This is a genomic window from Thermocoleostomius sinensis A174, from assembly GCF_026802175.1.
In the GTDB taxonomy this organism is placed as follows: Bacteria; Cyanobacteriota; Cyanobacteriia; order Elainellales; family Elainellaceae; genus Thermocoleostomius; species Thermocoleostomius sinensis.
Map to the genome: position 1 here is coordinate 897,193 of NZ_CP113797.1, position 13,301 is coordinate 910,493.

Here is a 13,301-nt window from a genome sequence, read left to right on the forward strand (position 1 = left end):
ATGACTAAAGTTTCTGTTGCTTACACTACTTCAGTCCTATAAAGAAACTGTAAAGTTAGTCTGGAAGGCTGCTAAAATCCCTGGGGGCATTTATACTAGCAACGCGAAGTCGAAGCGAACTGCAACCCTTTCGGCTCTGGTCAACGCTTTGCTACCATTCGATACATTTGCCAGTAACCGGTATGTACACCGAAGTTTTGCCTGCCAAATGGCATGACACTAAGGTCTGACCACCAGACTTCTCTGATTTGGGTGAACTTGGTGCGTTTAAACTTGATGCCTTTGTAGCTCCATGCGTCTATGTTGTATTTCGCCACTATCTGGACTCTTCTATTACTTGTTTGTGGGGTCATAGGAACAGGATTGCGACACTGGAGCCGGAGCAATGCGTTTGTCCGTGTCGGCGATCGGCTCATAATCTCTCAGTGGCTTGGCGTCATTGTACTGGCTGTTACTTTGCTGGCGGTGTCATTGCTGGCTCCGCTTTCGTTGCCGATCGGCGTTCTTGTTGCCAGTGTTCTATGCAGCCTAGCCTTAATGTCTCCATCTGCTCGTCTAGAATTATTGGGTCAATTTCAGCAACTCAAAGGAGTTATTTTACTAGGCTACAGTGCCGTTGTTCTCTCCTTGGCAGCCTTGCTTACTCGTCCTGTCACTTGGTTGGACACAGGACTGTATCACTACAGTGCGATTCAGTGGTTGGCTCAGTATGGCAGCGTCACAGGCGTAGCGCTGATCTTCAACAACTTGGGGTTTGTTTCCGCTTGGTTTGCTCTCTCGGCTCCACTCAATCCAGCCATTTTGGGCGCACGAGGGGCGGCTGTACTAGGAGGATTTGTGCTGTTGTTGGCGGTTTTGCACTGGCTCGTTTGTCTGCTGCAATGGATTGACAATTGTGGTCAAGCTAGCGATCGATTTGGTCTCATTTTTTTGTCGCTGTTGTTACCGATTGTCTTGTTGTTTCGGTTGTTTACCCAAATTTTGGTGTCTCCTTCGCCTGACATGCCCGTGGCGTTTTTGATTGGCATAGTGCCATGGGCGATTTTGGTGATAGACAATGCCGAGATCAAACCAGAACCACCGAGGCGACGAACTAACCATGCGGCGATCATTCCATTGATTCTATCAGTGGGGGCTATGACCATTAAACTCACTACCTTCCCGCTGTTGGTCATTGGTAGCCTTTACTACTTGACGCGCAATTTTCGATCGGGTCGGCAGCTTGGAGTTGGAGGGGTCGTGGCGGGTCTCTTGCTGGCTCCGATGCTCCTAGCGGGAATTAAAATGTCTGGCTGTCCACTCTATCCGTCGTCGGTTCTCTGTTTCGACTTACCCTGGTTGCCCTCTCTAGAAAAAATTACTGAAGTAGAACGAGGAACCCACGGTTGGACAACGTGGTTTGGCTCTCCTCCAGACAACGAGAACCCGTGGCTCTGGCTATTGAGAAGTTGGCTACAGTCAGAGCGTAGCAACTTGGGCATCGTTCTACTGTCGCTGCTGTCAGCGACTGCGATCGTCGTCTCTCTAAAACCACTGCTTGAAAGCTCCGTTCGTGGTAAATATTGGGTGCTAGCAACTGGAACTCTGGGATTTAGTTTTTTGATGGCAACGGCTCCGTTTCTTCGCTTTGCCCTTCCCTACTTGCTGGTTTTGCCATCCCTAGTCTTGCTAATTTGGTATGAACGCATCTTTCCTCGCGCTGCATTGTCTGGCGATGAATCTGGTGTGGCTCTTCAATACTTTTTCGTTCCTCCCTCCGTTTCTTCCTCTTACCTATCCAGGCTGCTAGGGATTCCTCATCAAATCATCGTCAGTATAGCCTTAGCGGTCATAGCTGTGGTACTCACCATTTTTTTGCAACGAAATCCAATCGCTCACGTGTTTCTACCGCCGCCAATGAGAACTACGGCTTTCGTTACCAAACAAGTCAATGACATTACCTATTTCTCTCCTGAAGTTACAGGCGAAGTTTGTTGGGATATTCCGTTACCATGCGGCTTCATTATTGATCCGGATGTGCGATTGCGAAATCCCGATCGGGGTGTATCCAGTGGATTCGTGCGTGACCAAACTATTCGCGTTGAAGACTATTAGTGAAAGTAGTGAAAGACAATCTGGCGCTGACCAGGGGTGAATTACCCTCCCGTTGTCCTCCATTGCCGTCGTTCATTTGTTTTGATAGCTGAGACAGTATTCTTGGGCACTCTAGCTACAGAAACTACGGAAACGTGCTGGAGCGGCTGTCAAAGCAACATGCTGGCTAAAATTTGGAGTGCTTCGTTGATTGGCATTGAGGCCGTCAAAGTAGGGGTGGAGATTGATATTGCAGGCGGCTTACCCGGCATTGTGGTGGTGGGTTTGCCTGATACGGCCGTGCAAGAAAGCCGCGAACGAGTGAAAGCTGCTTTGAAAAATGCGGGCTATGCTGTGCCAATGCGGAAAATTGTCATTAACCTAACCCCAGCCGATCTGCGCAAAGAGGGTCCCAGCTTCGATCTTCCCATTGCTATTGGTATTCTTGCTGCTTCTGAACAAGTCAACACGCAACCACTAGAAGACTATCTGTTTCTTGGTGAAGTTTCGCTAGATGGTGGACTGCGACCAGTTGCAGGGGTGTTAGCCATTGCCGCAACAGCCCAACGGCTTGGTATCAAGAGTTTGATTGTTCCGGCAGATAACGCTGGCGAAGCCGCTGTTGTTCAAGGCTTGGCTGTCTATGGTTTTCCGCATCTGTTAGAAGTGGCTGATTTTTTGAACAATCCCAACCGCTATCAACCCATCCAAGTTAACGGAGTAGAAGAACTGCATCGATCGCGCTTCCCCAGTTTAGACCTCAAAGATGTGAAGGGCCAAAGCTATGCCCGTCGCGCCCTCGAAATTGCCGCCGCTGGTGGGCATAACTTGATCTTTGTCGGCCCGCCTGGCAGCGGTAAAACCATGCTGGCCCGCAGACTACCGGGGATTTTGCCACCGCTGACGTTCGAGGAGGCGTTGGAAGTAACTCAAATTCACTCAGTCGCGGGTTTGTTAAAGGATAAGGGATCGTTAATGGGCGATCGACCCTTTCGCAGTCCACACCATTCTGCCTCTGGGCCGTCGTTGGTAGGTGGAGGAAGTTTTCCTAAACCAGGCGAAATTTCTTTAGCTCATCGAGGAATCTTGTTTTTAGATGAACTCACAGAGTTTAAGCGAGACGTGCTGGAATTTCTGCGCCAGCCCCTCGAAGACGGACACGTCACTATTTCTCGTACCCGCCAGTCGGTTTCCTTTCCAGCCAAGTTTACCCTTGTTGCCAGCACAAACCCGTGTCCCTGTGGTTACTTTGGCGATTTGGTACAGCCCTGTACCTGTACCCCCCGCAGCCGAGAGCAGTATTGGGCCAAGCTGTCGGGTCCATTGATGGATCGTATCGATCTACATATTATTGTCAGTCGCTTGAAACCGGAGGAAATCACACAATCGACTGGGGGTGAAGATTCCCTAACAGTTCGACAACGAGTGGAAGCTGCTCGACAACGGGCGCACGATCGACTTCAAACGGATTCGCTACACTGTAATGCCGAAATGCAAAGTCGCCATATTCGCCAGTGGTGTCAACTGGACGACGCCACCCGCAATTTGCTGGAAGGGGCAATCCGCAAACTGGGGCTTTCTGCCCGCGCCACCGATCGCATTCTGAAAGTGTCGCGCACCATTGCCGATCTGGCTGAACAGGACACTATTCAAATGCCGCATGTAGCCGAGGCGATCCAGTATCGCACGATCGATCGCGTGCAGTAATGGCGTCTAGGGGTAGATTTGGAGCAGATGGGTGGACAGGTAGAACCTGACCTCAAAGACTGTTATGCAATCTTGACCAGCAAATTGCGCTGTTTGCTTCCATCTTCGGGAGGTTTGTTGGAAAATAGGAGATATCCTGAGGACAGTCCAGAGGATAACAGGACAACAATGGGCAACGGGGAGATCAATCGGCTACCTGTCAATCAATTAGCAGATCGATATAAAGTAGCGCGTAGTGCGATTTATACCAGACTGAACGCGCTAAACATTGAGCCGGAAAAAGTCGGCAATCGGGCTTACATCAATAGTGAGCAATTACAGCTATTGGACGATTTGCACCGCTATCTGCAAAGTGGCGGACAAACGGCAGAATTTTTGGAGATGAGGGGGCTTGAAAAAGCCGAAGACAAATCCGAATTGTCCTCTGGACTGTCCTCTGGACTCAATGTGAATCAACCGGACATTATCCGCTTAGTAGCGATGATTGCTTCGGAGATTGCCGCCAAATTTCAGCCACCTCCAGCAGAGCGCGATCGGTTTGCCTATTTTGAAACCCTGGAACGGGCGGCTCGTAACGGTTGGTTGTTACGATCGTCAGAAGTGGCGTATTTACTAGAGTTACCCGAATCTGAACTGCGACACTATGGCGATCGGTTCTCGGAAGCAGGCTTTATGTTCACCAAAGCGGGCTATCGATCGCGAGGAGAGGTAGCCTGGAGAGTCTCTAAACCCTTACAATGAAAAAAGCCAGCGGTGCAAGCTGGCTCGATAGGATGACATACGATTACTAAGTTAAATTGTGTTCTGTTTCGTTAGCGTCGTTGACGGTGATGTTGGTGTTAGCACTGGCATCACCTCAATTTTTGGGTGATGGACTGTTAGCCGCTCTGGCAATGTGCGCCAGCGGGAGTTTACCTACCAGCGGAAGCGTTTCTCCCTAGACCCTTCAGCCTTTCTGGATTTAGTTTAGCATGTCCACAGGACAATCCGCAGGACAATCCGCAGGACAATATAAATTTTTTTGCTTCTAGGGATTTCTTGCAGGTTAATCGTAGTAGCAAGTCCTTAGGGCGCGGCTTCTTCTGGAAAAAACTGGTCATAGCGATCTAGCCACAGTTTCAAACGAGTCAATAATCGGGTGGTTTGCCCAATATCAATCGCTCTCGATGGAGTAGGCTGCTCAAAGTTAGGTTCATCCTGCCATTGAGCAACAGATTCAACCTCGATCGCATGGGCTGGTGTGTTGCTTGAATTCGGTTCTAGATAGTTTTCCTCATTGTTGGTCGAACACGACCGAGCGGTTGTACAGGGAGTCGCTGAAGCAGAAAGGCTCAAGGTCGCAATGGGAGCTAGCCACACAACCAGCAACGTCAGTAGAAACCAGGGGCAAAAATAACGGCGAGCCATGAGTTAATAGGGTTGCTAAAAAATGAAAAAGAATGAAAAAAGAATAGTTGCCTAACACCAAATACTGAAGGGGGCTACCTTTAAACATCTACGTAACGGTTGCCAATTCCGCATAGCACTGATAGCAGGATTGCTTATTCACCTACATGTTGGTTTCGTTAGAGATTGGCAATTGGGGGTTGGGGGTAGGATAACATAAGCCATTAGCCGCGGAAGGTGCTGTTAGCGTCAGCAAAACGCACCACCGAGTCAGATGCCTTGAATGAAGACAACACGAATAAGAACTGGAACATGGTTTGTTAAAGAATTTTGAGCCAGTGGGCATACTGCTAGTACCCATCCACTAGCCGGATATTGAAGAATCAACCAGACGCCACTGAATAGGCACTATTTAACCATGTCCCAAGTTCTAACCTCTGTTATCCTGCAATCCGATCGGCTAGCTGAATATACGCTCCAGATTGTTGAAGATACGTGGCTGAAACAAACACCTGTTCACAGCGATCGCTTAACTGATTCACAAAAGCAATTTGTTAGAACTGGAACTGTCTATTCTGTCAGCAACGTCCAGTTGGTTGAGGACGATCACATCAAGATCACCTTTAATACCGATAAAACTGAAAGGGATGTCCAAAATCAGGGGTTAGACACGTGGTATGTGAATTGGCCGACTGTGCAACTCTGGAAAGATGGGCAAATTGTGTCACAGGAGCAACTGGCAAGTATGACCTTTTCACCGTCATCTCCGTCTGGGTCGATCGTCTCTACCTATACCCTGAAAATCGTTGAAGATACGTGGTTGAAGCAAAGTACAGCCCAGGGCGCAACGCTGCCAGATGATCAACGACAATTTATCAGAGCAGGGACGGTGCTTCCAGTTTCCAGTTTTCAGCAAGTCGAGAATGATCACTTGCGGGTGGCCTTTGGATTAGATGCGCAGGGAAACCAAATTTCCTTCAAGGGCCGCAACACCTGGTACGTCTATCGTCTAGCGGTGCAGCTTTTGAGAAACGGACAGGTAATTGTGGGAATTGCCAATCCGCCGCTGCCAACACCAAGACCAACCCCAACGCCTGCCCTAACTGCATCCTACAGCGTGAGGCTGCTTTCAGATACCTGGCTGAAACAAAGCACCGCTCAAGGATCAAGCTTGCCAGATGCACAACGTCAGTTTATCAGTGGCAGCACGATCTTGCCGATCGCCAGCTATGCTACAGCCGCAAACAATCACCTAAGAATCACCCTAGGACGCAATAATCAGGGGGAACAACTGCAATTTAAGGAGCGCAACACTTGGTATGTTTATCGTCCTGTTGTGCAGGTTTTGCGCGATGGCCGAGTCATTCTGGGCCCAACCAATCCACCGCCTACTCCCCGCCCCACCCCAAATCCCATCCCCAGCCCTAGCCCCGTCCCAATGCAATCACCCTACTCGTTCCGAGCCACGATCGATACGTGGCTGAAGCAAAGTACGGCTCAAAGCACGGCATTATCCGATGACCAAAAGCAGTTGATTAATGCGGGAACTGTCCTGCCGCTGGCAGCCTTTCAATCGGCTCCAGATAATCATTTGAGAATTACATTAGGAGTTGACACACAGGGCAATCAGGTGCAGTTTAAGGGCCGCAATACCTGGTTTGTCTATCGCCCGGCAATTCAATTACTTCAAAATGGCAGACCGATCGATTCCCCCACGCCTTCGCCTACCGGAAGACGCCAAATTAACGCAGACGGGTTGCGGCTGCTGAAATCGTTTGAAGGGCTGCGGCTAGAAGCTTATCAAGATCCGGTGGGGGTTTGGACGATCGGCTATGGCACAACCACAGGCGTTCGCCCCGGCATGGTAATTACTGAGGCAGAAGCAGAATCCTTATTGCGGCGAGATTTGGCACGATTTGAAAATGCGGTTGCCGATTTGGTCAATGTGCCGGTCAACGACAATCAATTTTCGGCGCTGGTGTCGTTTACTTACAACGTGGGCGAAGGAGCACTGGCCAGTTCAACCCTGTTGCGTTTGTTAAATCAACGAGATTATTCGGGCGCGGCTGACCAGCTTTTGCGTTGGAATCGGGCGGGTGGTGCTGAATTGCCTGGTTTAACCCGCCGCAGACGAGCCGAACGTGCCTTGTTTCTGGGACAGGACTACACTGTGTTTCTTTAATGGGGAATGGGGAATAGGGAATAAGGAGGGGTAGGCTTGGGAAAATGGCTGACTGAGGTGTGGAGGCATTTATCCTTTTTCTGGGCTGATTTTATATTTTCTGGGATAATTTGCTTACTGATTTCTCACGTTTAGGAGCTTTGCTATGTCTCTTCGCCAAACCCTAGAAGCGATCGTCGCCCAGAAGCATTTGCTCACTCATCCGTTTTATGTGGCGTGGACGGAGGGCAAGCTCGATCGCGATCACCTCAAAGAATATGCCAAGCAATATTTCCATCATGTGTTGGCATTTCCGACCTACATCAGTGCCATTCACTACAACACGCCTCATTTGGCGGTGCGGCAAGAACTGCTGGAAAACTTGATTGGAGAAGAACGAGGTGAGAAGAATCATCCAGCCCTATGGCGCAATTTTGCCTTGGCGCTGGGTGCAACCGAGGCAGAACTGGAGACGGGACCACTGCTGGATACCACAGCTAATTTGATTGAAACCTTTCGCGATCGGTGTTTAAACTCGCCGTTCTATGCCGGGTTAGCGGCTCTCTATGCTTATGAGTCTCAAGTTCCTGAAGTAGCGAAGGTAAAGATTGAGGGCTTGCAGCAGTTCTATGGCATGAGTAATCCGACCGATTACGAGTTTTTCACGGTGCACCAAGAAGCGGATGTCTACCACACGGAAGCAACAGTGCAACTCATTGAAGCTCATGCCACGACCGAGGCTCAACAGGCAGAAGCAGCGGCAGTCGCTCAAGCGGCGGTGGATGCGCTGTGGTCGTTCTTAGATGGCATCTATGAAACCTACTGTCAAGATGTCAAGGCGGAGGCAATAGCTGTTTAGAGAGGAGCGGTTTTCGAGTTGCCCTGATGGCTTAATTCAAGGAGTTAAAGCGGTTATCAATGTCAGGAGAAGATGAAAAAAGGGCTGTTGTTTGCAAGTAAGAATGGAATCCACAGCCCTCTCCTGACATTATCCTGCGAGAAATTCTTGATTCCGTCAAAAGACAGGCTGTCAAAGATCGTCGTTAGAAATCGTAACAGCCCATGGTTAAGCCGTAGGAACGAGAGCAGAGTCTAGGGTCAGGATTTCTACGCCATCGTCTGTCACCGCGATCGTATGTTCAAACTGAGCAGACAGCTTGCGATCTTTAGTGACAGCCGTCCACTTATCTGCCAACACTTCCACCTCCCAAGTGCCTTCGTTAATCATTGGCTCGATCGTGAAAACCATCCCCGATCGCAGCTTTTTGCCCTTGCCGCGAGTGCCATAATGAGGGATCTGAGGAGCCGTATGGAAAATTCGCCCAACTCCATGCCCAACAAAATCTCGCACGACCGAAAAGCCATGGGCTTCGGCATATTCTTGAATGGCTGCACCAATATCCCCCACTCTGGCTCCGGGTTTTACCTGCTTAATGCCGCGCCACAAACATTCCTCTGTCACCTCAACGAGTTTGCGCGCTAAGGGAGATGGTTCTCCAACAAAAAAAGTTTTAGACGTGTCACCGTGGTAGCCATCGAGCAAGGGCGTCACGTCAATATTGATGATGTCACCGTCGCGTAAAATTTGTTTAGCGTTGGGAATGCCGTGGCAGACGACTTCGTTGACGCTTGTGCAAATCGATTTGGGAAAGCCGTGATAGCCCAAGGGCGCGCTTTTAGCATTGTGTTGCTGAGTCCATGCCTCGGCTGCATCGTTTAACTCTAAGGTTGATACACCTGGCTTCACCATCGGTTCTAGGTACTTGAGGAGTTCGGCTGCTAAACGCCCCGCCTGCCGCATTTTTTCCAGTTCCCGCTTCGATAGCAGGACGATCGGTTCGTTGTCCATGTATGGCTATGTTGCTCTACGTTTCATTCTACTTCTACCTATACCTACTTTAGATGAAGTCAGGAAGTGTGCGTCGGTCTAATGACCGAGGGTAGCGCCAAGGGTTACAATCGCCTCTTAACCAAGTTCAGTGAACTCAAACACATCGTATGCGCTACCCCGCAGCACCGATTCCGTATGTTTTCCCTGCAATCGCTTATTTAGGATTTTTTCTAGAGCACCCCAAACGGCTCCTAGGGTAAACGTACATTGACGAGTAGATCCCTGTGGTTCGCCTGCCGAACAGATCGTCTCTTTGACATAGACTTTAATGCAAGTACCATCCTGGACGATTTTTTCAATAATCAGCAAGCGAGTTCCTTCAGGGCCCAAAGCCTGAGACAAAGCTTGTGTGACGGTTTCAAAGTCTGTTACTCCCACAAGCCCTAGAGACTCTGCTAATTTTTTGCCACGGGTACGACCAGCGGCAATTAATGAAATGGCGGTGGCTTTCTCACCTAGCGCATCTTCCATTCCCGTAATAATCGCTTTGAGGCAAACGATGCTGCTGAAGTCTCCCAACTGTTCGCGTAGTCGTTCAGACATTGAGAACTCCCTTGAGTGGATAGAAAAGTCCATAGAGACGCTTGATAACCAAGCTTCACCTACCTTGACAATGGACTCGGTCAACACTCCGGAGAAAAAATCTTAAGAAACCAATGAAACAATGGAGAAGACTTAATCTTTGTTAGTTTGTTGGAATATGAGTGGTGGGATGTGGTCGCTCTCTAGGTGCTCCGTCTTGACTTGCCAAAAGACACCCCGATCGAGGTGTCCTGTTTAGCTAACTCATTTTTGCTGTAACCGATTCAAGTGCCTCTCAGAAAGTGGGTGTGAACCACGATTGAGGACTTTAATACAGCTTTAAGAGGCTTTAACCAAATTCTCTGCACGAACCGCAGCAGTGGCGATATTTTCGGGAGTTGCCGCCATTGGATCTAGAGCCGTGAAGGCGGATGGTGCCAATAGGGATTGGGCCATGAGGCGTCGGTATAGGTCACTGAGTTGAACCGCAACGCCTGTCCAACTAAAGTTTTGCTGTACCCGTGCCGACGCCTGTCGCCGCACCTTGCGAACCCAAATGTCGTCCGTCAAAATTCGTTCGATCGCATTGGCAAAGGCAGTCCCATCTTGGGGAGGAACCAACAGCCCTGTTTCTTCCGGTACAACTGTAAACTTCAACCCACCCACATCCGAGGCAACAACGGGTGTGCCGCACGCCATTGCTTCAATGGCAACTAATCCAAACGGCTCGTAGTGGCTGGGAATAACACAGACATCGGCGGCTGTGTAGTACAGTGGCAGACGATCGTGTCCAATTTGTCCGGCAAATAAGGTTTGGTCTGTAAGGCCCAAATCTCGCACAATTTGTTCAATTCGCTGGCGCTCTTGACCGTCTGATTGGGCTGGGTCGCTACCTCCTACAATCACTAACCGCAAGGTTGGTAAAGGCAAGCTCGGATTGAGAATCAAGGTATCGAGATCCGTTGCCCAGTTGGCTTCTAATTGCTGCTTGACTTGAGCGAAGGCCCGTACCAGGGTCTCAATACCCTTACGCCGATCGAACCGTCCTACGTACAGTACAATTTTTTCGTGGGGCTGAAAGCCCAATGCAACTCTTGCTTCCGACTGAGGCATGACATGAAATTTGTCAATGTCTGTCCCACAGGGAATGACTTCGATATACCCCTGTTGGGATACGAGCGATCGCAAATGCTCTTTTTCTTGAGGGCTAGTTGCAACAATGCAATTAGCTTGTTCTAGAATTTGTTTCTCTACTGCCAACCGGGTTTCAGCGATCGCAGGCTTTTCAGCAACAGCGCGATACTTTACTGCCCCTAACGAGTGATAAGTATGCACTAATTGAATGTTGCTTTGCTGTCTAAGCTGTAAGCCAATCCAGGCTGACATCCAATAATTGGTATGAATGAGAGGATAATTCGTTCCTTCCTTCGCTTGAAACTTTTGAAAGGCTTCAACAAACTCTGGTAGATACTGAAATAACTGATCGCGAGGGACAAAGGATTCAGGTCCAGCCTGCAACCGAATCGTCCGACAATGGAGCGAGTGCTGGACAATCGCAGGGTCATCTGGATGACTTTTGCGGGTGAACATGTCCACTTGCCAGCCCAATTTAGCTAAGGCTTCTCCCACTTGACGAACATAAACGTTTTGTCCACCCGCTTCTTCTCGACCAATTTCAGCGGCTGGATCGCCATGATCGGAAATTAGGGCGATCGCCTGGCGATTTGGAATGGCTCGCTTACTGACTGCAAAAGAAGAGGATGGCAGCACAGAAGCCTTAGGGGTTGAAATAGATGCAAGGGACTGTGCATCAGAGTGTGACATATTCTTACCTCATTATGTTTGAGATCGGTATGCCATAGAGACACAGAGACTGAGTCGGGTTTAACCTTTCACTTGCTTTCAACGAAACTGGCTTACCACTTCCGTTGCAGAAGCTGCCATCAATCACAGAAAGCAGGACAAGATGGGTTAAACCATTAATTCGCTTGCAGGTCAAGTCCAGGGTCAAGTTGATGTCTAAGGTCCTACTGGCAAAGTCTGAACTGGATCTATGGACTAGCTGTGTTAGTTACTAGAGTTTCCGATACTGGGACATCTACGCAACAACCCTAGATACCAGATCAGGGAAAACCACCGAAAGAAAAACGTTACGCTACGGTTGCAAAATAACCGAGTGATGGAAATGACCATTCCGAGTGACGCGGTTTGCCAAAATCTGCTGATAAACAGCCTCATACCCTTTCACCATCTGTTTAACGCTGAAATGGTTGAGCACGTGTTCTCGGCAAGTGCGGCGATCGATCTCTGCAATGCGATGAACCGCAGCAATACATTCGTCAACGCTGTCACAGAGAAATCCTGTTTTTTCGTCATCAATGACTTCGGAAGCTGCCCCTAATCTCATCGCTACCACAGGAGTACCGGCTGCCATTGATTCGACCATGACGAGTCCAAATGGTTCGCGCCAAGTAATGGGAAACAGGGTGGCTACGGCCCGTCCCATAAGATTGTTCTTTTGCTCGTGGTTCGCTTCACCTAAAAACTGAATTTGCTCGCCATCAATATGAGGCTTCACCTCAGTTTCAAAGTATTCAACATCTACCACATCAACTTTGCCAGCCATCTTGAGCGGCAGCCCAACCGCTTTAGCGATCGTAATGGCATGGTGGGGGCCTTTTTCAGGTGACATTCGCCCCAAGAACGCCAAGTAAGGAGGCTCGTCTGGCTGTGGAAAGAACTTGTGGCTATCGACATCAATACCGTTGTAGACGGTAGCAACACAGTTCAGCCCTAGATTTAAGTCGCGTTGTGTATTAGAAATACTGACGTAAGGTTGCTCTTTAGCATGAGAATACAGCTTACGATTATCAGGTGTAAAAATTCCGTGTAAGGTATGTACCGTCGGCGTTTTTACCAGTTTAGAGTAGGGAAGCGCAGCGCAGCCCATGTGAGAATGAATCACATCAAATTCACTGGCTCGTTCGTACACTTGCGCTAATTGCAGCATTTCGTAAATTGCATACTCCTTGACCGACGGATCAAGTCGCAAAGCCCGAGGATGAACCGATTCTAGTTTAGCCAGCGTCAACGAATCTCCAGACGCAAAGAGTGTCACCTCATGACCTTGCCGGACTAACTCATCCGACAATAGGCTAACCACCAATTCAATGCCGCCATAGGCCGGTGGGGGAACTCTTTCCCACAAAGGAGCGACCTGAGCAATTCGCATACATTAACCTCCTAATTGAGAGGAAGATTCAAAAATGGATTTTTCTAAACTCTACGGGTTGCTTCCGAGTAGCACATCCCGCTTAAGAGTTACCTCTAAGTAACTAAATGACAAGAACTGAATGAAAATTTAAGAGAAGTTCACTTTTTTCGACAATGCGGATTTTTCACCAAAGGTATTAGGGATATCCCTACCTTTGGAAGCTAAAAAATGTATTTGATTTGACTGATTTTTATTACAAGCGTATATCCAACAAAATGTTTGCGTTCGCCTTTGCACAGCTTGCGCTTAAGGGGACGCTATGGTCACTGCTGCCTGCGAAACTCTCT

General features: G+C 49.0%; 10 protein-coding genes. 5 read left to right on the forward strand and 5 right to left on the reverse strand.

Features of this window, described 5'->3' with window-relative positions; all coding sequences use genetic code 11:
* The first annotated feature begins 363 nt into the window (after window positions 1-363).
* The 3 genes from OXH18_RS03870 (at window position 364) to OXH18_RS03880 (ending at window position 4,521) form a co-directional block, all read left to right on the forward strand.
* Window positions 364-2,094: an LIC_10190 family membrane protein gene (locus OXH18_RS03870; RefSeq protein ID WP_268611103.1), complete on the forward strand. Its 1,731-nt coding sequence runs from the start codon at window positions 364-366 to the stop codon at window positions 2,092-2,094.
* Window positions 2,095-2,253: 159 nt separating this feature from the next.
* The gene (locus OXH18_RS03875; protein WP_268611104.1) at window positions 2,254-3,780 is read left to right on the forward strand and encodes a YifB family Mg chelatase-like AAA ATPase; all 1,527 of its coding nucleotides are present in this window, start codon (window positions 2,254-2,256) and stop codon (window positions 3,778-3,780) included.
* A gap of 168 nt (window positions 3,781-3,948) precedes the next feature.
* Window positions 3,949-4,521 carry a hypothetical protein gene (locus OXH18_RS03880; RefSeq protein WP_268611105.1) on the forward strand — a complete coding sequence of 191 codons (573 nt, stop codon included), beginning with the start codon at window positions 3,949-3,951 and terminating at the stop codon, window positions 4,519-4,521.
* Between the two features lie 324 nt (window positions 4,522-4,845).
* On the opposite strand, the gene OXH18_RS03885 is transcribed toward OXH18_RS03880, so the two are convergent.
* Window positions 4,846-5,187 carry a hypothetical protein gene (locus OXH18_RS03885; RefSeq protein WP_268611106.1) on the reverse strand — a complete coding sequence of 114 codons (342 nt, stop codon included), beginning with the start codon at window positions 5,185-5,187 and terminating at the stop codon, window positions 4,846-4,848.
* Between the two features lie 397 nt (window positions 5,188-5,584).
* Between OXH18_RS03885 and OXH18_RS03890 the strand changes: the two genes are divergently transcribed.
* Together OXH18_RS03890 and OXH18_RS03895 are read left to right on the forward strand one after the other, a co-directional pair.
* Window positions 5,585-7,348 (forward strand): lysozyme, encoded by a 1,764-nt coding sequence (locus OXH18_RS03890; protein WP_268611107.1) that lies wholly within the window; start codon window positions 5,585-5,587, stop codon window positions 7,346-7,348.
* Between the two features lie 145 nt (window positions 7,349-7,493).
* A complete protein-coding gene (locus tag OXH18_RS03895; protein ID WP_268611108.1) occupies window positions 7,494-8,186 on the forward strand; it encodes a CADD family putative folate metabolism protein in 693 nt (230 codons plus the stop codon).
* A 207-nt stretch (window positions 8,187-8,393) separates the two neighbouring features.
* Here the strand turns inward: OXH18_RS03895 and map are convergent, their stop codons facing one another.
* From map to OXH18_RS03915, 4 genes are all read right to left on the reverse strand, one after another.
* Window positions 8,394-9,176 carry a type I methionyl aminopeptidase gene (map, locus tag OXH18_RS03900; protein WP_268611110.1) on the reverse strand — a complete coding sequence of 261 codons (783 nt, stop codon included), beginning with the start codon at window positions 9,174-9,176 and terminating at the stop codon, window positions 8,394-8,396.
* A 117-nt stretch (window positions 9,177-9,293) separates the two neighbouring features.
* Window positions 9,294-9,761 carry a hypothetical protein gene (locus OXH18_RS03905; protein ID WP_268611111.1) on the reverse strand — a complete coding sequence of 156 codons (468 nt, stop codon included), beginning with the start codon at window positions 9,759-9,761 and terminating at the stop codon, window positions 9,294-9,296.
* A 318-nt stretch (window positions 9,762-10,079) separates the two neighbouring features.
* The gene (locus OXH18_RS03910; RefSeq protein WP_268611112.1) at window positions 10,080-11,564 is read right to left on the reverse strand and encodes a glycosyltransferase family 4 protein; all 1,485 of its coding nucleotides are present in this window, start codon (window positions 11,562-11,564) and stop codon (window positions 10,080-10,082) included.
* A gap of 331 nt (window positions 11,565-11,895) precedes the next feature.
* Window positions 11,896-12,972 carry a glycosyltransferase family 4 protein gene (locus OXH18_RS03915; RefSeq protein ID WP_268611114.1) on the reverse strand — a complete coding sequence of 359 codons (1,077 nt, stop codon included), beginning with the start codon at window positions 12,970-12,972 and terminating at the stop codon, window positions 11,896-11,898.
* Window positions 12,973-13,301 lie beyond the last annotated feature (329 nt).